At 43.8% G+C, this 21,033-nt stretch carries 19 protein-coding genes; 7 read left to right on the top strand and 12 right to left on the bottom strand.

Annotated elements, in window-relative coordinates; translation table 11 throughout:
- Positions 1-44: 44 nt before the first annotated feature.
- On the bottom strand, positions 45-332 hold the full coding sequence (locus AC2CZC_RS08970) for a hypothetical protein (RefSeq protein ID WP_484584546.1): 288 nt from the start codon (positions 330-332) through the stop codon (positions 45-47).
- On the bottom strand, positions 326-979 hold the full coding sequence (locus tag AC2CZC_RS08965) for an HAD-IA family hydrolase (RefSeq protein WP_484584545.1): 654 nt from the start codon (positions 977-979) through the stop codon (positions 326-328). The genes AC2CZC_RS08970 and AC2CZC_RS08965 overlap by 7 nt, the downstream gene beginning before the upstream one ends.
- Before the next feature lie 139 nt (positions 980-1,118).
- Here AC2CZC_RS08965 and AC2CZC_RS08960 point away from each other — a divergent pair, with 139 nt between their 5' ends.
- Together AC2CZC_RS08960 and rluA are read left to right on the top strand one after the other, a co-directional pair.
- A complete protein-coding gene (locus tag AC2CZC_RS08960; protein ID WP_484584544.1) occupies positions 1,119-1,883 on the top strand; it encodes a DeoR/GlpR family DNA-binding transcription regulator in 765 nt (254 codons plus the stop codon).
- A 69-nt stretch (positions 1,884-1,952) separates the two neighbouring features.
- Positions 1,953-2,606 carry a bifunctional tRNA pseudouridine(32) synthase/23S rRNA pseudouridine(746) synthase RluA gene (gene rluA, locus AC2CZC_RS08955; protein WP_063362507.1) on the top strand — a complete coding sequence of 218 codons (654 nt, stop codon included), beginning with the start codon at positions 1,953-1,955 and terminating at the stop codon, positions 2,604-2,606.
- 16 nt (positions 2,607-2,622) lie between these two features.
- Here the strand turns inward: rluA and AC2CZC_RS08950 are convergent, their stop codons facing one another.
- Entirely contained in the window at positions 2,623-3,915 is a 1,293-nt protein-coding gene (locus AC2CZC_RS08950) for an amidohydrolase (RefSeq protein ID WP_484584866.1), read from the bottom strand.
- A gap of 192 nt (positions 3,916-4,107) precedes the next feature.
- Here AC2CZC_RS08950 and AC2CZC_RS08945 point away from each other — a divergent pair, with 192 nt between their 5' ends.
- The gene (locus tag AC2CZC_RS08945; RefSeq protein ID WP_484584543.1) at positions 4,108-5,301 is read left to right on the top strand and encodes a cyclic di-GMP phosphodiesterase; all 1,194 of its coding nucleotides are present in this window, start codon (positions 4,108-4,110) and stop codon (positions 5,299-5,301) included.
- Positions 5,302-5,333: 32 nt separating this feature from the next.
- Here AC2CZC_RS08945 and AC2CZC_RS08940 read toward each other — a convergent pair whose 3' ends face one another.
- Both AC2CZC_RS08940 and AC2CZC_RS08935 read right to left on the bottom strand, forming a co-directional pair.
- Positions 5,334-6,434, bottom strand: coding sequence for a general secretion pathway protein GspB (locus AC2CZC_RS08940; protein WP_484584542.1), 1,101 nt, complete (start codon positions 6,432-6,434; stop codon positions 5,334-5,336).
- Positions 6,435-6,443: 9 nt separating this feature from the next.
- Entirely contained in the window at positions 6,444-7,358 is a 915-nt protein-coding gene (locus AC2CZC_RS08935) for an ExeA family protein (RefSeq protein ID WP_063362504.1), read from the bottom strand.
- A 172-nt stretch (positions 7,359-7,530) separates the two neighbouring features.
- On the opposite strand from AC2CZC_RS08935, the gene AC2CZC_RS08930 reads away from it, so the two are divergent.
- The 3 genes from AC2CZC_RS08930 to AC2CZC_RS08920 all read left to right on the top strand — a co-directional run bounded on the left by AC2CZC_RS08930 (position 7,531) and on the right by AC2CZC_RS08920 (position 10,007).
- Entirely contained in the window at positions 7,531-8,637 is a 1,107-nt protein-coding gene (locus AC2CZC_RS08930; protein WP_484584541.1) for a tRNA nucleotidyltransferase/poly(A) polymerase-related protein, read from the top strand.
- 262 nt (positions 8,638-8,899) lie between these two features.
- Entirely contained in the window at positions 8,900-9,040 is a 141-nt protein-coding gene (locus AC2CZC_RS08925) for a hypothetical protein (protein ID WP_484584540.1), read from the top strand.
- A gap of 571 nt (positions 9,041-9,611) precedes the next feature.
- Positions 9,612-10,007, top strand: a complete 396-nt coding sequence (locus AC2CZC_RS08920; protein ID WP_484584539.1) for a hypothetical protein — start codon at positions 9,612-9,614, stop codon at positions 10,005-10,007.
- A gap of 131 nt (positions 10,008-10,138) precedes the next feature.
- On the opposite strand, the gene lpdA is transcribed toward AC2CZC_RS08920, so the two are convergent.
- From lpdA to serB, 5 genes are all read right to left on the bottom strand, one after another.
- Positions 10,139-11,563 (bottom strand): dihydrolipoyl dehydrogenase, encoded by a 1,425-nt coding sequence (gene lpdA / locus AC2CZC_RS08915; protein WP_023400801.1) that lies wholly within the window; start codon positions 11,561-11,563, stop codon positions 10,139-10,141.
- A gap of 218 nt (positions 11,564-11,781) precedes the next feature.
- Positions 11,782-13,689: a pyruvate dehydrogenase complex dihydrolipoyllysine-residue acetyltransferase gene (gene aceF / locus AC2CZC_RS08910; protein ID WP_484584538.1), complete on the bottom strand. Its 1,908-nt coding sequence runs from the start codon at positions 13,687-13,689 to the stop codon at positions 11,782-11,784.
- A gap of 11 nt (positions 13,690-13,700) precedes the next feature.
- Complete coding sequence (gene aceE, locus AC2CZC_RS08905; RefSeq protein WP_063362497.1) at positions 13,701-16,367, bottom strand: pyruvate dehydrogenase (acetyl-transferring), homodimeric type; 2,667 nt, start codon at positions 16,365-16,367, stop codon at positions 13,701-13,703.
- Between the two features lie 102 nt (positions 16,368-16,469).
- The gene (gene pdhR / locus AC2CZC_RS08900; protein ID WP_039612079.1) at positions 16,470-17,219 is read right to left on the bottom strand and encodes a pyruvate dehydrogenase complex transcriptional repressor PdhR; all 750 of its coding nucleotides are present in this window, start codon (positions 17,217-17,219) and stop codon (positions 16,470-16,472) included.
- Positions 17,220-17,750: 531 nt separating this feature from the next.
- A complete protein-coding gene (serB, locus tag AC2CZC_RS08895; protein ID WP_484584537.1) occupies positions 17,751-18,770 on the bottom strand; it encodes a phosphoserine phosphatase SerB in 1,020 nt (339 codons plus the stop codon).
- Positions 18,771-18,843: 73 nt separating this feature from the next.
- Here serB and AC2CZC_RS08890 point away from each other — a divergent pair, with 73 nt between their 5' ends.
- Positions 18,844-19,482 carry an AhpA/YtjB family protein gene (locus AC2CZC_RS08890; RefSeq protein ID WP_484584536.1) on the top strand — a complete coding sequence of 213 codons (639 nt, stop codon included), beginning with the start codon at positions 18,844-18,846 and terminating at the stop codon, positions 19,480-19,482.
- 56 nt (positions 19,483-19,538) lie between these two features.
- Here AC2CZC_RS08890 and AC2CZC_RS08885 read toward each other — a convergent pair whose 3' ends face one another.
- Entirely contained in the window at positions 19,539-20,303 is a 765-nt protein-coding gene (locus tag AC2CZC_RS08885) for a TatD family hydrolase (RefSeq protein ID WP_484584535.1), read from the bottom strand.
- Positions 20,304-20,945, bottom strand: a complete 642-nt coding sequence (pdxH, locus tag AC2CZC_RS08880; RefSeq protein WP_484584534.1) for a pyridoxamine 5'-phosphate oxidase — start codon at positions 20,943-20,945, stop codon at positions 20,304-20,306. It abuts the gene before it with no gap.
- Positions 20,946-21,033 lie beyond the last annotated feature (88 nt).

The raw sequence follows: 21,033 nt of genomic DNA, 5'->3' as shown, positions 1-21,033 counted from the left end.
TAGGCAATAAAGTATTTTTCATTTATTGCCTATTTTCCCCATTTTTACCCGATAGCGACCAGTAAAAGTGAAGCTTGCAACACCAAGCATACACTATTCGTTACCACAATGGCTGGACGTTTAAACCTCAAGCCATAAAGCAGCCAAAACATAAAGACCACGACATAACCCAATAAAAAGCTCATCGATAAAGTGCTATCACCTTGATGATTAAGTTCATTGAGTAATTGTCCAAGCAGTGCAAACGCACCTATCCCCCCAAACAATACGCCAGCCATATCCCAGTGACGTTCACTGCTCATTAAAAAGTGCGCCCAAGTCACTTTCAGCATGCTCCCCTCCCATGCAACAGCTTTGCATTCCAATTTGTATAGTCATTTATCCTAGCTACAATGTTGGGATGTGATAGCTGACAGAACCGCCCGACTACCACCACGTCACACCCGGCAGATAATGCTCCTTGTACGCCAGCATCTGAGTCTTCAAACACCACACATTCTCCACAGGGCAAGCCCAGCTTACTTGCAGCCGCGGTGAAAGGCTCTGGATCTGGTTTACCTTGGCGGACATCTTCCGCCCCGATTAAATGCGTGGGTATAGGTAGGTGGCATGTTTGCATCCTCTTCAATGCATTATCACGATCTGCTGAAGTCGCTAACGCCCACGGTAAGTTCAACTGCTGTAAATGAGTAAGGAAGGCCTTTGCGCCAGCAATCTCTTCAACATACTTTGCAAATGTGGTCTCAGCGCCTTCTAAATGCTTAACTTCCTGGTGAAGGTCCAAATGTGGTAAATGTTGCTTTACATAGTCTTCAAAGCGAACACCTCGGCCATCTCTTAATACTTGTTCAATATCGAGCTGATGCAGTTGGCACCAAGGTGCAATGGCTTTGGCAATCGCGGTATCAGAATCAACAAGTGTGCCATCCATATCAAAAATAGCACCTCGGTACTTTGACAAATTACAGTAATAATCCATATTTCTCTCCATCAAAACAGGCAAAAACACGCAAATTAAAACTTAAAAACGCAAAAAAACGCATGTACATGCAAATAATACGCTTGCGATCCCCCTAAGATCAAGTAAAATTCGGCAAAAAAGCGCAGGAACATGCAAAATGCTATTGGCGGAACGACATCAATTAATCTTAGAACAACTTAATCTGCATGGCAGGATCACATCTGTGGAGTTGGCTAAATCACTGGCTGTTAGTGAAGACACGATCAGGCGAGATCTCAACAAGCTAGGTGAATTAAAACTGTTACATCGTGTTCATGGCGGTGCTTTGGTGATGCAAGAAGAGACACCTGATTATTTTGACAGATTAAATACACCCGATCCCTCAAAAAAGCGCTTTTTAGAACCCGCACTCAATATGCTTGAAGCAGGACAAACCATTGTTATTGATTCTGGTGAAACGTGTCGTTATCTCGCACAAAACTTGCCAGCCAACTTGCCTTTAACCGTTGTCACTGGCTGCCCGCTGATTGTGCAAGATCTCATGCAACAACCTCAGGTGCAGGTTATCCAAATTGGCGGCAAAATGTTTAAGCCTGCCATGCGCACTGTTGGTCACAGTGCCATTGAGATGCTCAAACAGATCCGCTTTGATATCGTCTTTATGGGGATCTGTGCATTTCATGCCAAGCACGGCTTTTGCGTCAGCTACCTTGAAGAAGCTGAAGTATTGCGAGCCACCATTGAGCAAGCTGATCGCACCGTTTTAATGGGGCCTCATGATAAGCTAGATAAAACCAAAACTTACCAGATTGTGCCTGCGCATAAGATCAATCATGTGATCACCGATGAGGGCATACGACAAGATGTACAAAACAGTATCCAAGCGCTTGGGATTGAATTAACCATTGTGCCAAGCAACTAGGGTTTACTTGGCCTTTTGACCGTAGCCAGTTAGAATACGCCCGTTTTCGATCAAATTTGGAATTTTGCAGTGCTATTAAATTACAACCCACCAACCGATCCCTATCTAGGCCTCTTATATCAGGACGATCATATGTTGGTGATCAACAAGCCAAGTGGTTTGTTGACAGTGCCGGGCAAAGATCCAAAACATGCAGACAGCGTCATTAACCGCATCAATCGGGTATTTCCAACTGCAAAAATCGTGCATCGCCTAGATATGGCGACATCAGGTATCCTATGTTTGGCCATGCATAAAGAAGCACACCGCTTTTTAAGTATTCAATTTCAAGACCGACTGACGAAGAAGCGCTATGTGGCCCGTGTACATGGTCGATTGGAAAGTAAGACAGGCTCAGTTGATCTGCCACTCATTTGTGATTGGCCTAACCGCCCCAAACAAAAGGTCTGTCATGAATCGGGCAAGCCATCACTGACCCATTACGAAGTACTTGAATATGAGCCAAATGCAACACGTGTTTCACTTACGCCCATTACTGGTCGATCTCACCAGCTAAGGGTACATATGCAATCACTGGGTCATGTTATTCTAGGTGATAGGCTATATGCGACTGGTGACGCCCTCAAAGCCGCAGAGCGTTTGCAGCTACATGCACAAATGTTAGAGATCTGCCACCCTGTCAGTGGCGAGATGATGCAATTTAATGCGCCAGATCCTTTTTAGGCTCTGGCACGAATCCTTACTTTTGATTAAAGAGATCTAACGCACTGGCCGTCATAGCACGTACCCCTGTTTTTAAAGCCAATGGATAATCTGGCGCAAACTTGCTTGAATGCAGTGAAGGCAAACTTGTGCCATGTGTTTGCGCATCAGCATAAGCTTGTGGCTCGACGCCCCCTAACCAGAAAATGGTGATTGGAATATTATCATTCGTGCGCCCGTATAAGCCAAAGTCTTCACCCGCCATCACAGGCTCTGCTTTCACCACATTCTCAGCACCCAATTCATTTTTAATACTGGCTGTCACCGCATTAGCAAGAGCAGGTGCATTATAAGTTGATGGAATGCTTTCTGATTCATGCACATGTACAACAGGCGCTTGCTCAGGCGTTAATCCAGCACTAAGGGCAACGCCTTTCGTCAGTCGCCTTAACGCTGCTATTTGCTGATCTCTCACTTCTCTATCATAAGATCTCAATGTCAGCTGTAATTTCACTTCGTTAGAAATAATATTATGCTTAGATCCACCATGAATCGATCCCACAGTGATCACAGAAGGCTTAAGCGGTGAGATCTCGCGACTGGTAATGGTCTGGATCCCAAGTACAATGCGCGACGCTAACACGATGGGATCAATGGTTGTATGCGGGTAGGCGCCATGACCACCTTGCCCTTTAACAGTAATGTCTACAGAATCAACATTGGCTAACGCATAGCCAGGAGAGATGGCAACTTTACCTGCTGGCAGCGATGCACTGACATGTAAACCAAGCACATGATCAGGCTTGGCAAATTTGCTAAATAGCCCTTCTTTGAGCATAGCTTTAGCGCCAGCGCCCACTTCTTCTGCAGGCTGCGCCACCATCATCAATGTACCCTGCCACTGATGTTTATTTTTTACCAACTGCTCTGCAGCACCAATAAAGCTGGTCATATGAATATCATGGCCACAGCCGTGCATCACACCGACCATGTTATTGTTGGCATCCTTTACACGCACTTTTGAGGCATAAGGCTTTCCGGTTTGCTCAATAATTGGCAAACCATCTGTATCAGCGCGGATCATCACTGTGGGTCCATCACCATTTTTCATCAGCCCTACTACACCATATCCGCCCACACGCTCAGTGACGTCAAAGCCCAATGCTTTTAACTCTTGCGCCAAACGTGCGCCCGTTTGCTGTTCTTGCATAGACAGCTCAGGGTTCTGATGTAGATGTAAATACAGCGCTTCTAATTTAGGAAGCGACTGGTTTACTGCGGATTCTAGATTACTAGCAGCAGCGTGATGTACGCAACACAATAGCGCCATTGATGTGAGCAATGTTTTCATAACGTTATTATTATTGAATTGAAAAAGTCGTTCCAGCTTGCAAATAATTGCTGATAAATGCAACTGTTTATGCCATTCACGCTGGACAAAAATTATAATCTGTGCACTATTGCGCTTTCATTTTGATATGCCTTTGCTAAGCTTAAATTCTATACAAGGGGTTTTTATACTGTGAAAACAATAAATATCAAAGAGTTGCAACCTGGTATGTTTGTTGTTGGCGTGATCAAACAAGCCGGACACGTACGGGTAAAAAATCAGGGCTGGGTGAGAGATGAAAAAGGGATCAACAACCTGATCCATTCCGGTGTATTAGAAGTCGAGATCGATCCCGACAAAACATTAGATCAGTCTAAGCCCGAACCAGAGATCATCGAAGAAGTGATCACTTCTGCTAAACCTGATCCCTGGCATAAATCCGTCCCAGTCGAAGCTGAACTTGGCCAAGCTGTGAAAATGTACGAGCAAGCAAAGCAGCTACAAGAAAAAGCGTTCTCCGATATAAAAGAAGGCCGAAAAATCAATATCGCGGAGTTTAAAGAAACGGCTTCAGGTTTTATCGATTCAGTGTTTAGAAATCAAGACGCCCTCGCCTGCATCGCACGGATCCGTGAAAAAGATGGCTACCTGCTGGAGCACTCTCTAAACGTATCCATTTTAATGAGTATCTTTGCCAAGCACCTCGGATTTGATCGCGAGCTCATAGAAGAGTTGGCAACAGGCGCGTTATTGCACGACATAGGTAAAATTAAAATCCCTGATGAAATATTGCAAAAACCGGACAAGCTCAGTGAAAATGAGTTTGCCATCATGCGAGAGCACGCCAAATATAGTCACGATATTGTTAAAGACAGTGGATTAGGTGAAATTGCCGCTGAAATAGCAGGCTTTCATCACGAGAGGCTGGATGGAACAGGGTATCCGTACTCAAAACAAGGTGACGAATTATCACAGTATGTACGTATGATCTCTATTGTCGATGTCTATGACGCCATGACTGCAGACAGAGTCTACAAAGTGGGTATGGCCCCCATAAAAGCATTCAAAAAGCTCAAAGCAGGATGCCCACATCAGTTTGATGAGAACTTACTTAACCAATTTATTCACTGTATTGGCATGTATCCGGTAGGCACTTTAGTTAAGCTCAAAAGCCACCGAGTAGGTATTGTTGCAGCGAGCAACCCAGTGTCGCCTTTACAACCTGTGGTGAAAGTGTTTTACAATGCAAAGAACATGTTTCATGTTGAAGTAAGAGATGTCGACTTAAGCGATAAGCGCATTGATGATGAGTTAGAAGCAGCGGTAAAACCTGAAGAGTTTGGTTTGGATTTAATCAAGTTTTTCCGCCACTCTATGCTACCTTAGCGCCCCAAAGCGCTAAGGCCACTTCTGTTGAGTTATGGGATCCAGTCCTGCATAGCATTTAGAGTAAATTCAATGCCATCAAAATCAAATAAAGCTTGCTCTGGTGTGATCTCTACTATAGTTAAAGCCCCCAAATTGTCACCTTCATACAACTCACGGTTATTCACTTTGATCCAACGCTTGTCAGGCTCAGTGGCGTAGATATGTGCTTGATAACGCAAAGATGGAATACTATTTTGAAGCTTCAAAGGAAGTAGTTCAACAGGCGTGGCTTGTGCTGTTTCTCTGCTACTAGATACCACGTCACTGTCTTCATCTGAACCCACCGAAAACGTCGGGCGGGTTTCTTCCACAGCTGCTGCAAAGGCTTTTTTTAGCTCATCTGATACACCCGATAGCTCCTCTTCTTCACGATTTTGAGTACTATTAAACTGATTAGATTGCGGCGCTCCGTTATATGCTTGTGTCATATTCGGATTATAAACTTGTCCTGTATTAGGCATCGCGACAGGCTGCTGTGTATAAGCCATATTTGGCTGCACAATTTGCCCTGCGGCTGCAAATTGCTGTGTTTGTGGCATTTGCGCTTGTACCGGTACATTAACAATTTGGCCCTGACTATTCACAGGGACCAACTGTTGAGAATAAACAGCTCGGCCACTGGCATCGAATCCCACTTGCACTGACATCCACTGATAGTGAATTTGGTTTTGTACCATAGGTTGCTGCATCAATACCGGTTGTTGCATTGGGTTGGTCATAACAGGTGCGGTAGCTACAACATTGGGGGTTGTAAGTGCAGTGTTTGCAACAACTTGATCAGGCGCATTGGACTCAGTATGAGTAATCTCCGAGTCCGCTTTAACCGCCTCAACCTCTGCAGTCTCCTTGGTTTTCTCAGCACCCGATACTGGCTCAACAGCCACCAGTATTGGATCATTGTCAGGTGTTTGCACCGACTGACCAAGGAAATACCCTGCGCTTAGCGCACAAATGCTAATAAGCCCACCGCCTAGTCCAAGACTCAAACGTTTATAAAATGCGACCTGTGCAGATTGACGTGCTTGTACATAGTCTTGCTCAGATTTTGATTGTTGTTGTGATTGTTTTAATGCATTAACAAGATAAGACATGGCACACCATTAAAAAATATATGAAAGACCAAAACCGCAGACAAACATTGCGGCCACCCAACCAGACACTAACATCGGCACATTGAGTTTTTTGGTTTGTTGTTCTGGGATCAAATTAAGCGGCAAAGCCTCTTTGGCTGCTTGTTGCGCTATCTGCTTAGTGACTTCTTGCTGCTGAGCAGAATAAGCGCCAAGCAAACATCTGTCTGCCAGTAAGTTGATAAGCCTAGGGATCCCTGCAGTGACTTGGTGAATATAGGCAACCGATTCATTACTAAATAAATGGTTTTGACAACCTGCTTTATTCAACCTGTGCTTGATATAAGAAAACACTTGCGACTCAGTCAGCGGCAGTAAGTGATATCTCGCAGTGATCCTTTGTGCCAACTGACGCAGTTCATTACGTTGTAGTAACTGCTGGAGTTCAGGCTGACCAACCAATACAATCTGCAGGAGCTTTTTATGATCCGTTTCTAAATTAGTCAATAGACGAAGCTGCTCTAACACTTCTGCAGCCAAGTGCTGTGCTTCATCAATAATCAGCATAGTGTGGCCACCTTGCTCATGATTATCTAACAAACGCTTTTTGATCACATCGGTTAATGACTTCAGCGTTGCTTCTTTTGCATCATAGTCAATGTGCAGCTCATCACAAATACTGGCTAACAATTCCATTTCAGACAGTGCGGGGTTTAAAACAAACGCAACCTGCGTAGACTCGGGTAATTGCGCCAACATGCTGCGCGTCACGGTGGTTTTACCTGTGCCCACTTCCCCTGTCAATAATACAAAGCCGCCGGCGTCACCAAGTCCATAGGTTAAATGCGCCAACGCTTCTTTGTGGCGATCACTTAAAAATAGAAACTCAGGATTTGGCGCAATTGAAAACGGTTTTTCCGTTAAACCAAAATAGCGTAAATACACGTGCTGTCTCTTTATTGTTAGAATGCTGCCTATAATGGCAAAAAATCACTTTAAGTTAAAACATTGTTTGCTTAATCGACACTGAATTTTTCACAAATTTAGGAACAAACATTTTAAACTCAAGATGATAGTGCCATAGTGAAACATGAAATAATGACGTATTAGGATAACTATGAAGGTGTATTTGGTCGGTGGTGCCGTCAGAGATGAATTACTCGGCAGACCTATATTAGAAAGAGACTATGTTGTAGTAGGTGCGACAATCAGAGATATGCTCAAACTTGGTTATCAGCAAGTTGGTAAAGACTTCCCTGTGTTTTTGCACCCAGAAAGTAAAGATGAGCACGCCTTAGCACGCACCGAGCGCAAGCAAGGACAAGGCTATACGGGCTTTATTTGCGACTTTGCACCGACCATTACCCTAGAAGATGATCTGATCCGCCGTGATTTGACCGTCAATGCCATTGCCCAAGATGATCAAGGTAATTTGATCGATCCCTATCATGGCAAAGCAGATCTCGACAATAAGATCTTGCGCCATGTCAGCGACGCCTTCAGCGAAGATCCACTGAGGATCTTACGTGTTGCGCGATTCGCTGCGCGCTATCACTACTTGGGCTTTACCATTGCGGATGAAACCATGCAGTTAATGACTGCCATGGTTCAAGCTGGTGAACTTAAAACGCTCACTAAAGAGCGGGTATGGATGGAGATAGAAAAATCACTCAAAGATGGTGCTATCCACATATTTGCCAATGTGCTTGCGGATCTGAATGCCCTGCCATTTGTCACACCTTGGCAAACCAAATGGGATCAAGAAACCGCTAAGACATTAGCGGATCAACTCGCGCGCTTAGATCCAAGCAACGATACCTATTTAAGATCTGCACTTAGCCTTTGGCAATATCAAGCTGATCTGAGCCAATACAATCTAGAGCAAGATCATAAGATCCCAAAAATCTATGCTGATAGCTTACGTGATTTGCAGGCAAACTTACCATTATTGCAATCAGATACTTGGCAAGCTGACACCGTCATGACCATATTAAATCAGCTTGATGCTTGGCGCCGCCCAGAGCGATTAAGTGTGTTTATTAGCACTGCACGTGTGATTGATGATACCTGCGCTGTTAGGGCCATCGAACTCAACAAAGCATATAAAGCGGCCAACAACGTCAAAGCACAAGAGGTTATTGCATTGGGTGCAAAAGGGCCAAAAATTAAAGTTGAGATGGATAAGCTGAAGTTAAAACGAATTGAAGCCATTTTTAAAATATAGATATCGAGTATTGTGGGCTAGCTTCTATGAAAGCAGTCCATCCTACTATAGTAACGGCAAGCGAATTCAACTATTAATATAATTATTTACAAGCATAAGCAATGAGAAAAAAAGCAGAAAAATAAAAGAAAAATAAATATATTGATTAAAAATATCAAAAAAACAAAAATCAAAAAGTTGATCAAAAAAAATAAACATAGTAGATTTAAAAAATCATTAATAATAATGATTAAATAAAATTTAATTTTAAAAGGAAATTCAAATGAAACTAAAACTAACTAAAAACAACATTAAAGAGTTATCTAACAGAAAAAATCTAAATAAAGAGCAAACTAATGAAATTGCAGGTGCTAGTGGCAGAGTTGTCCCATCTGATCGTCAACTTAAATGTGATATACAATAAAAATTAATTAGTTTAAAATATGGTAGCTATATTTAAATTTAGCTACCATTTAAAATCCAAAAGAAACTGACACAAATAAAAAATACTTTCCTATGAATAATTAATAATGCACTGCGATGCACGTGCAATGGATAAACCAAAAATAACACTTGCTTTAGGAATTGTTATTTCCTTAACCAACATTTAAATATAAAGAAAACAATATAATTTAAAAACCAATTAAAACCTCAACCTCAATTTGAAAACAACTAAAACCAAATCGATTAATAAAAACCTTAAAATAAAAATAATTAAAACAACCAACACTACTACAATATATTTTACCAACAAGCTTTACTCTTATGCCATATTTAAAATATTAATTAACAGTAAAGTAAAGATACTCATAGCACATCATTTTCATTGCTAATTAAAACTGAAATTTGACCATAAAAATATAATCAAGATGACTCACATCCAAAAAAATTAAAAGCTGAATTGCCGAAAAAATATAGGAAAGCAACTTTTTAATATTCTGTGCACATATCTTGCTTTATTTTTATGCTAAACCACACTTGAGTAAGGATACAGGATGAAAATTGATGGTGCATATACTGCATATACCCCAACGAACAGCCAGGTTAAGGCAAAAACGCAACACGGCAATACACTGCCGCAAAACTCAACGCCACAGTCAATCAATACAAAGGCCATCGATATGAGCAATATCGGCATGAATGAGCTCAATGCACTGATACAGGCAACTGGAGACGATAGACTCCTGTTCAGGCTCCCTCATGACACCTTTAAATTGGTTGATGGTGAACTCCAAGGTTCTAGCAGTAGAAACTTTTTAGCACAAATTGAAAACGAAATCGCCTTTGAGCAAAGCCGAGGAAGTGATACCGGCGAGCTAGAAAGCTTTTTAGCTGTCCTCAAGGAGTATCAAGGTTATCCGCTGCAATCGAATGTCGCAGTGACTGCCTGAACGTGGTTGAACAAAGGCAGCTGAGCGTGCTTATAAGTAGATTGGAGCTCACTTTTCACAACGATACACCCGTGTAACAAACAAAAAACCCGGCAATTGCCGGGTTTTTTCAATTCAAAAAGAAGTATGAATTACTTCTTCTTAACTGCTTTTTTGTTTGGAAGGTCAGTGATTGAACCTTCGAAAATTTCAGCAGCTAGACCGATTGACTCATTCAGTGTTGGGTGAGCGTGGATAGTCAGTGCCACATCTTCTGCGTCTGCACCCATCTCTACCGCTAGGCCGATCTCACCAAGCATTTCGCCTGCGTTGATACCAACCATTGCACCACCGATAACACGGCCTGACTCTTTATCAAAGATAAGCTTAGTTTGACCTTCAGTACGTGCTGAAGCAATTGCACGGCCAGATGCTGCCCACGGGAATACCGCAGTTTCAATCTTAAGACCTTGCTCTTTCGCTTCTTTCTCAGTTACACCAACCCATGCAATTTCTGGATCTGTGTAAGCGATTGAAGGAATACACTTAGGATCGAAGTAGTGCTTCTTACCAGAGATAACTTCTGCAGCAACGTGCGCTTCATGTACCGCTTTGTGCGCAAGCATAGGCTGACCAACGATATCACCAATCGCGAAGATGTGGTCAACGTTTGTCTTCATTTGCTTGTCTGTGTTGATGAAGCCACGCTCATCAACAGCAACGCCAGCTTTGTCAGCGTCAAGTAGCTTACCGTTTGGTGTACGACCAACAGCAACCAATACTTTGTCGTAACGTACTTGGCCTTCAGGTGCTTGCTTACCTTCGAATGAAACGTAGATACCGTCTTCTTTCGCTTCAACAGCAACAACTTTCGTAGAAAGCATTACGTTGAACTTGTTCTTAACGTACTTCTGGTAAACCTTGATGATGTCTTTGTCAGCAGCAGGTACTAGCTGATCAGCAAACTCAACAACGTCGATGTCTGAACCTAGCGCACGGTAAACAGTACCCATCTCAAGACCGATGATACCACCACCTAGTACAAGTAGTTTGCCAGGCACGTCTTTAAGCTCAAGTGCACCAGTTGAATCAATGATGCGCTCATCTTGTGGGATGAACGGAAGGCTTACTGGTTGTGAACCTGCTGCGATGATTGCGTTATCAAACGTCACTGTCTTAGTGCCGTCAGCGCCTTCAACTGCGATAGTGTTAGACCCTGTGAATTTACCGTAACCGTTAACTACGTTAACTTTACGCATTTTAGACATACCAGCTAGGCCGCCAGTAAGTTGACCGATTACAGACTCTTTCCAAGTACGGATTTTATCTAAATCGATTTGTGGAGCACCGAAAGTTACACCGTGAGAAGCCATTTCAGCTGCATCGTCGATAACCTTAGCGACGTGAAGAAGTGCTTTTGAAGGAATACAACCTACGTTCAAGCAAACACCACCTAGGGTATCGCGAGATTCAATCAATGTAACATCTAAACCTAGGTCTGCTGCACGGAATGCTGCAGAGTAACCACCAGGACCACCGCCTAGTACAACAACTTGAGTTTTGATTTCGTTGCTCATGTTATTACCTTAACTATTATTCGAACGGGACTCTACTCAACTGAGTATCCGCACCCAATTTGCCTGCCGGTCGCCAAATTAGGGCAAATCCAACAGAGAGAGTTTTTTGTGCGCGAAAGTGTATCATTCGCACTCACTAATGTCCCGTCCAATTATCAGACAGGACACTAAAAATACAACAAAACCGCACAACTTAGGCTGGGCGGTTTTGATTCATCTTACATCACTAGCTGACGAATATCGCTCAGGTAGTTTGCAAGTGTCACAGTAAAGCGTGCTGCAAGCGCCCCGTCAATTACACGGTGGTCGTATGAACAGCTTAGCGGCACCATTAAGCGCGGCTCAAACTCTTTACCATTCCATTTCGGCTTCATCTCAGACTTAGATACACCTAAGATAGCCACTTCTGGCGCATTCACGATTGGCGTGAATGACGTACCACCGATACCACCAAGGCTCGAGATTGTGAAACAACCGCCTTGCATGTCAGCAGCAGTCAGCTTACCGTCACGTGCTTTCTTAGACACTTCCATCAGTTCACGAGAAAGCTCGATGATGCCTTTTTTGTTCACGTCTTTGAATACAGGAACAACCAAGCCATTTGGCGTATCAACCGCCACACCGATGTTCACGTATTTCTTCAGAATTAGGCTCTCACCGTCTTCTGATAGTGAAGAGTTAAACGTTGGGAACTCTTCAAGTGCTTTTGCAGCGGCTTTCATTACGAAGACCAATGGCGTGATTTTCACACCCATTTTCTTCTTCTCAGCCAGCACATTTTGCTCTTTACGGAACGCTTCTAGTGTCGTGATATCTGCTTCGTCAAACTGTGTAACATGCGGGATTTGTACCCAGTTACGGTGTAGGTTTGCACCAGAGATCTTTTGAATACGAGATAGCTTCTTCTCTTCAACTTCACCAAACTTGCTGAAGTCTACTTTCGGCCAAGGAATTAGACCAAGCTCGCCACCACCGGTGTTGCCACCTTTAGATAGCTGACCTGATTCAACTTGCTTCACTAGCTCTTTCACATAGTTCTGAACGTCTTCTTTAACAACACGGTTCTTACGACCGGTAGCTTTAACGCGCGCAAGGTTTACACCAAACTCACGTGCTAGACGACGCACAACTGGTGATGCGTGTGCGTACTGATCGTTCGCAACAAATTCATCTTTTTGTGCAGATGCAGGGGCTGCTGCCGGAGCAGGTTTTGCCGCAGGAGCCGATGTTGGCGCTGCGGTTGGTGCTGGCGCTGCTACAGGTGCTGCTGCCGCTGGTGCACTGCCTGCTGTTTCAAATACGAAGATTAAAGAGCCTGTCGATACTTTATCGCCAGCATTTACTTTGATCTCTTTAACAGTACCTGAAAATGGTGCTGGTACTTCCATAGAAGCCTTATCGCCTTCTACAGTGATAAGAGATTGCTCTTCTTCGATTGAATCACCAACTGATACCATGATTTCAGTCACTTCAACTTCATCACCGCCGATATCTGGTACATGTACTTCTTTCGCTTCTGCTACCGCAGCTGGTGCCGCCGCTGGCGCAGGTGCTGCTTCAACAGGTGCCGCTGCTGGCGCACTGCCTGCAACTTCAAATACGAATACCAAAGAGCCTGTTGACACTTTACCGCCAACTTCCACTTTGATTTCTTTCACAGTACCTGCAAATGGTGCTGGTACTTCCATAGAAGCCTTATCGCCTTCTACGTTTAAGATTGACTGGTCAGCTTCAACTGCGTCGCCCACAGCAACCATGATCTCAGTCACTTCAACTTCGTCGCCACCGATATCTGGTACATGTACTTCTTTAAGCTCTGCCGCAGCAGGTGCCGCAGGTGCTGGCGCTGCAGCAGGAGCCGCTGGCGCTTCTGCCGCAGCAGGTGCTTCTGCACCGGCTGCGTCAAAAATCATAATCAAAGAACCTGTTGAAACTTTATCACCTTCAACAACTTTGATTTCTTTAACAGTACCCGCAGCGGCTGCTGGTACTTCCATTGAAGCCTTATCGCCTTCAACTGTGATCAATGACTGATCCACTTCAACCGTGTCACCTACGCTTACTAGGAGCTCGGTTACTTCAACCTCATCGGCACCAATATCTGGAACATGAATTTCAATTGACATGTTTTTGCCTCTTATGCGTAAAGTGGGTTAGCTTTTGTTGTGTCGATATCAAATTTCTTGATAGCGTCAGCAACAACTGATTTTTCAACCTTGCCCTGTTGAGCAAGTTCGTTAAGTGCAGCAACAACCACATAACCTGCGTTCACTTCGAAGTGACGACGTAGGTTTTCACGGCTGTCTGAACGACCGTAACCGTCAGTACCTAGTACCTTGTAAGAGCTGCTTGGCATGAATGCGCGTACTTGATCTGCATAGTTCTTCATGTAGTCAGTCGCTGCAATCGCTGGAGACTCACCCAGTACAGTTGAGATATAAGGTACTTTTGCATCTGCTTCTGGGTTAAGCATGTTGAAACGTTCAGCGTCTTGACCGTCACGAGCAAGCTCGTTGAATGACGTCACAGAGAATACATCTGAACCAATGCCGTACTCTTCGCTTAGGATTGCACCCGCTTTACGTACTTCGTTCAAGATTGTGCCTGAACCCATAAGTTGTACGTGTGCTTTCTCACCTGCGTTTGACTCAAGCTTATAGATACCTTTACGGATACCTTCTTCAGCGCCTTCAGGCATTGCTGGCTGGTGATAGTTTTCGTTCATCAGCGTTAGGTAGTAGAACACGTTTTCTTGCTCTGGACCGTACATACGACGGATACCATCTTGCAAGATAACCGCTACTTCAAATACGAACGTTGGGTCGTAAGAAATACAGTTAGGGATCGTACCCGCTTGAATGTGCGAGTGACCATCTTCGTGCTGTAGACCTTCACCGTTTAGCGTTGTACGACCTGCTGTAGCACCTAATAGGAAACCACGTGCTTGTTGGTCACCCGCCATCCACGCCATGTCGCCAACACGTTGGAAGCCGAACATAGAGTAGTAGATATAGAATGGGATCATCGGCAGGTCATTTGTGCTGTATGACGTTGCAGCAGCAACCCATGAAGACATTGCACCTAGCTCGTTGATACCTTCTTGAAGTACCTGACCTGATGTTGCTTCTTTGTAGTAAGAAACGATGTCGCGGTCTTGAGGCGTATAGTTCTGACCATGTGGGTTATAGATACCGATTTGACGGAATAGACCTTCCATACCGAAAGTACGCGCTTCATCCGCAATGATTGGTACGATGTTTTTGCCAACACCCTTGTCTTTTAACAAGATGTTTAGTGCACGTACGTAACCCATTGTGGTTGAGATATCACGCTTTTGCTCTTCAAGTAGCGGCTTGAACTGCTCCAATTTTGGTAGCTCAAGTGCTTGTGTGAAGTTAGGTAGACGCTGTGGTGTGTAACCGTGTAGCGCTTTACGGCGTGCGTGCAGGTATTCGTACTCTGCAGAGCCTTCTTTAAGCGTTAGGTACGGTAAGTTTGCAATTTCTTCGTCAGAAACTAGATCTTCTAGACCTAGGCGTGAGCGCAAGTGCTCAACGCTAGACATGTCCATTTTCTTAACTTGGTGTGCAATGTTTTTACCTTCCGCAGCTTCACCCATGCCATAACCTTTTACAGTCTTAGCTAGGATAACTGTTGGACGACCTTTCTCGTCTTGCGCCGCTTTATAAGCTGCGTATAGTTTAGATGTATCATGACCACCACGCTTAAGTGCGAAGATTTCATCATCCGTCATATCAGCAACCAGTGCTGCTGTCTCTGGGTAACGACCAAAGAAGTGCTCACGTACATACGCGCCATCTTTCGCTTTGTATGTCTGGTAGTCACCATCGATTGTTTCGTTCATTAGCTGAAGAAGCTTACCAGTTGTGTCTTTCGCTAGTAGCGTATCCCAACCTGAACCCCAAACAACTTTGATTACGTTCCAACCAGCACCTTTAAATAGGCCTTCAAGTTCTTGAATGATCTTACCGTTACCCATTACTGGGCCGTCAAGACGCTGTAGGTTACAGTTGATCAGGTAACATAGGTTATCTAGCTTCTCACGCGCTGCAAATGAGATTGCACCACGTGATTCTGGCTCATCCATCTCACCATCACCTAGGAACGCATATACGCGCTGCTCGTTAGTCTCTTTAAGACCACGACCTTCTAGGTACTTAAGGAAACGTGCTTGATAGATTGATGCGATTGGACCAAGACCCATAGATACTGTTGGGAATTGCCAGAACTCAGGCATCAATTTAGGGTGAGGGTATGAAGAGATACCTTTACCGTCTACTTCTTGACGGAAGTTATCTAACTGCTCTTCAGTTAAACGACCTTCAAGGAACGCACGTGCGTAGATACCCGGTGAAATATGACCTTGGTAATAGACTAAATCACCACCGTCCTTCTCGTTTGGCGCACGGAAGAAGTGGTTGAAACACATTTCATAAAATGCTGCTGAAGACTGGTAAGACGCCATGTGGCCGCCTAACTCTAGGTCTTTTTTAGACGCACGAAGTACGATCATGATCGCATTCCAACGTACGATAGAGCGGATACGGCGTTCAATCGTGGTATCACCAGGATATGCTGGTTCTTGGCCTGCCGGAATGGTATTTACATAGTTTGTAGTAATACCTGTAGGCATGTCCACGCCATCTAGGCGGGCTTGCTCTAGCACTTGCTCAAGTAAGAATTGCGCGCGTTCTACGCCTTCTTCTTTCACAACTGACTCAAGCGCTTGTAACCACTCTTGGGTTTCTAACGCGTCAACGTCAAACTTATTGACTTCAGACATATGGAGTGTTCCTTATGTTTTAAATGCAAATTTATTCAATGCGTCAATGACGCAATCAAGCATAATTGCTCGATTTTGCTTAAAAGACCGAATTTACCTAACTTATTGCTGCTTAGTGCGACGTAGACTCCGCTCAATACGAGAGCGTTCTCTACCCGCTTCAAGTAATGCTTCTTCGATGAAGGCCAGGTGCGCGTTACTCGCAAGCCTCGCCTTTTCCGGATCCCCTTGGATCACGGCATCCATCAATACCGCTCGGTGCTGTGCAAGCTGTTCGCTCACATCTGACTTTTGCACCAACACGGTTAAATTCTGCAATACATTTTGCTCAAGTAACGTTTGCATTCCTCTCACTAGGTGCAGTAACACCACATTATGTGACGCTTCTGCTACAGTGAAATGAAACGCATTGATTGCTTTGGCTTTTAGGGCTAAATCATCCCCCACCTCAGCGATATTGTCATAGCTCTGCTTTACTTTATCCATGTCATTGTCTGTGCCTCGAAGCGCAGCATAATAAGCAGCGATACCTTCTAAGGCATGACGGAATTCAAGTAAGTCAAACTGAGACTCAGGGTGTTTACTGATCAAGTCAAAAAGTGGATCAGTTAATCCTTCTTCTAGTTGATTTTTAACGTACGTACCGCCACCTTGGCGACGCGTCACTAACCCTTTGGCTTCGAGTTTTTGAATCGCCTCTCTTAACGACGGGCGGGATACTTCAAACTGCTTAGCAAGTTCTCTTTCGGGAGGAAGCTTTTCACCAGGAAGCAATGATCCTTCTAAAATCATGTTTTCCAATTGCTCTAAAATCACATCCGAGAGTTTCGCAGCTTTAATCTTCAAAGACATTGATAACACGCCAGTTTGGGTTATATCCACCAACTAAGTAAGAAGTCCCTACGTTACATCGTAAGTCTTTAAAACTTAGCAATATTTACTTAATCATTTAGTATATTGTGACCAGGTAGGTAAATTGGTCATACCAAATTTGGACAATAAGTTATCAAAATCAAGCTCGGCTGTCAAAATTACACCTTTTAATCGCTTTTAATATCCTTTTTTTGACATCCATTCAGATTAAACTTTATACAATTAAAAATGATTGCAAAGAAAAATAAAAATGGTCAGACCAGAGGGGGCGAAATACAAATTAAAACCAATTGGCAAATTTAAATAGTATGAAGAAACATAGTGTTTTATCGAATGGATAATAAAAGAGGAGGAGAAGCTGTCCTAAAATCAACGTCAGGGTGGACAACTTCTCACAGGGTTAACTTGTGCTCATCTCTAATTTCCTCTTCTTCGCTTGTTATCATTATATGTTCGTGATTAGTGTGCATTTTAGGTACAGACTAACCCGTTCGATTATGAACTAAGAAGTTAAGGTAATGGTACTGTCAGAAAATACAGGAATTGTAATAATGAACCTTCACAAATTGCAGCATCGGCCTGCTCTACTACTTTGGGCTTGCCATGGATCGCCACCCCTAGATCCGCAGCAGCCATCATGACAAGGTCGTTCGCACCGTCACCAATCGCGAGTGTCTGCCCTGCACTCACTTCATAGCGCTCACGTAAGGCATTTAACACCTCAGCTTTTTTCTCAGCATCCACAATCTCTCCGATGACACGGCCAGTTAGACGCTGCCCATCGATTTCTAGCGTGTTGGCATATGCATGGTCTAGACCCAATCTAGGTTGCAACGCCTCTGCAAACCAAGTAAATCCCCCCGATGCGATTGCTAATCGCCATTGATGTGCCTTTAGCACCTCACACAACTGCTTAATACCCAACATTAAAGGTAGATCTTCTTTAAGCGGTGAGATTAAGCTCAATTCAATCCCCTGTAACTTCGCTACTCGCTTGTGCAGACTGTCACTGAATGCCAATTTACCAGCCATGGCCTCTGCGGTGACTGAAGCGACTTCATCATATACGTCGGCCAAACGCGCAATCTCATCAATGCACTCTATCTCAATCACTGTTGAGTCCATATCCATGACCAGTAAACCTGGAGTATGTAGCTGAGGCAAACAAGGTAAGATCGCCCCCTGACAACCAAGTTTGCTAGCCGCTTGACGAATGTCTGATTTAGGCAACTCAGCAGAGGGAAAACATGCCATGATGGCGACACCGGCGGGTAAATCCTCATGTGCTTGGTACGCACATACCTGTGTAGGCACGATGTTTACCAATGCCAATGCGTTTAAAAACTCAAGTAAAATTGACCCAGTAATAGTCGTACCAAATAACACGATACAGTGTGCTGCGCCCTCTTCTAATCCCCCCTCTTTCACAGATTGGGCATTTTCAAATTCATACCACTTTGATAAGGTAAGTTGATTTTCAACAGGGCGGACATCAAGTTGGTCGAGACTTGGCATATTTAGCATTGGCATTGAGCACTCCTAATAATGATATAGGCTCTTTTTAACATCTAATGAAAATAAAGTCAGCCAACAAGCTGTAACTATGAAAAATACACAAGCGAACACCTTTTTACAGTCATCAAAAAGTAAACGATTACTGAGACTTATTATCGCAGCAGGCTGTTTGATTGCGCTGTTATGGATTGCGACCAATACCAGTTTTCGCTCTCACCAGTTACTTCATACCAATGCCAACCATACTGGACAAAGCTTAATCAATCAGTTTGCATTAAATGCGATTGAACCACTGACGAAGATGGATACGCCCAGACTCAGAACGCTCAGTAATCATCTCGCAAGTGATGAGTTCGTCTTGTCTGTGGCGGTTTATAATCACAAGGGAGAATTCGTCATTGGCAATGATGGTATCACTCAATCACCCGTGATTGCGGGCTTGCCTGATGGACTTGCTGGGATCAACCCGAGTAAAGATGCCATTGTCAGTACCATTGTCGATAACGAACGTACAATTGGCTTTGTCAGTATTGAATACCTGACTGACGCCGCAATGAATGAAAGCCACAAGCACTTTCACCAGCTTGGCCGTATCGTGCTACTCATGCTCATTATTGTCGGGGTGTTTACGTGGCAAATAGGCAGAGCATTGACGCGACGTGATGTCAAAAAGCACATTAACAAAAGTGCACAAGAGGATAAGACCGAAAAAGATATTAACGAATGATGGCACGCTAGCAAAACTCACTCAATGCAGTGAAGGCTAGAGTAAACTTGCAGACGTCAAAGCGAAAAAAGCTCTCTGGACGATTTATATAGAGCTCGCGCAATGACTTCTGGTGGTTCAGTACGCAGCTGACATACCTGTTCAAAAATATCCACCAAACGCACTGGCACATTTATCTGTCCTTGAAACCCACAAACCGGCATTGATGGCGCATCGGTTTCTAATACAAAATGGCATAATGGCAAACAACTAACGACATCACGGGTCTTTCTCGCACGTGCATAAGTTATCGTGCCACCAATACCCAGTTTAAATCCTAGCTTTATATAATACTCAGCTTGCTGCTGTGAGCCAGAAAATGCATGGATCACACCACCAAATTGAGGGATCACTTGCTTAAACGCTTGTGCAATTAAGTGGTGACTTTGGCGATGATGAACAATGAGCGGCAAGCCTAATTGATTAGCCAGCTTAATATGCTCTTTAAATAAGACTTGTTGCAGTGCTAAATTATCGCAATGACTATCGATGCCACACTCGCCAATGGCGACCAGCTTTACTTTCTGTTGCGCTGCCAAAGCAGCCAAATGTGGCATGTCTTCTACACTTCGCTCAGTCAAAAAGTACGGATGTAAGCCAAATGCAATATGGCAACTTGGGTGCTGCTGTTGAAACGCCAGTAAACTTTCACTTTGTGCAAGTGATATACCAGGCACCACAAACCGCTCAATGCCAGACGCTTTCGCATCTGACATATATTCCGTTAAGTTATCGGCAAGTTCGTCAAAGTCCAAGTGACAATGACTGTCTATAAAGCGCATTTACGGATTTAAACGCTCAATAGACCAGCTACCATTTGATTGCTTCACATACATAAAGCGATCATGAAGGCGATGCTCTCCACCTTGCCAAAACTCTATTTTATGTGGTACAACACAGTATCCGCCCCAAAAATCAGGTAGGGGAATATCACCTTTAGCAAACTTACTTTTCATCCCTTCAAATGTTTGCATCAATGCCTGCCTTGATGACACTGGACGCGACTGCTGAGAAGCCCAAGCAGCTAGCTGGCTCTCTTTTGGGCGAGATAAAAAGTACTTTGCCACAGCTGCAGTGCTCAAAGGCTTAGCTTCACCATAAACAATCACTTGTCGCTCAATTGCATGCCAAGGGAAATGTAGAGAGATTTTATTATTCTCAGACAAATCTTGTGCTTTTTTTGAGCCCGTATTAGTAAAAAATACGAAGCCATTTTTATCTAGATTTTTGAGTAATACGATGCGCTGTGAAGGCTGACCATCTTTATCAACAGTCGCAACCACCATGGCTGTTGGATCTGCACTGAACTTAGCGTCAACCGCTTGCTTCAACCAAATCTCAAATTGCTCAATAGGGTCATCTTGCAAAGTTTCTCGGCGCAACCCACCTTGCACATATTCTCTGCGGATATCATCTAATTTCATCTTGGCGATTCCTTAGCATATTTCAACGACTTCTCTTTGTGCTCAAAGGAAGTATTACATAAACAAAAAGCCGCCTAGAGTGGCGGCT

The sequence above is a fragment of the Pseudoalteromonas sp. MMG033 genome (assembly GCF_057197785.1).
The sequence above is the reverse complement of the archived record's forward strand: the minus strand, read 5'-3'. Positions and strand labels throughout refer to the sequence as shown.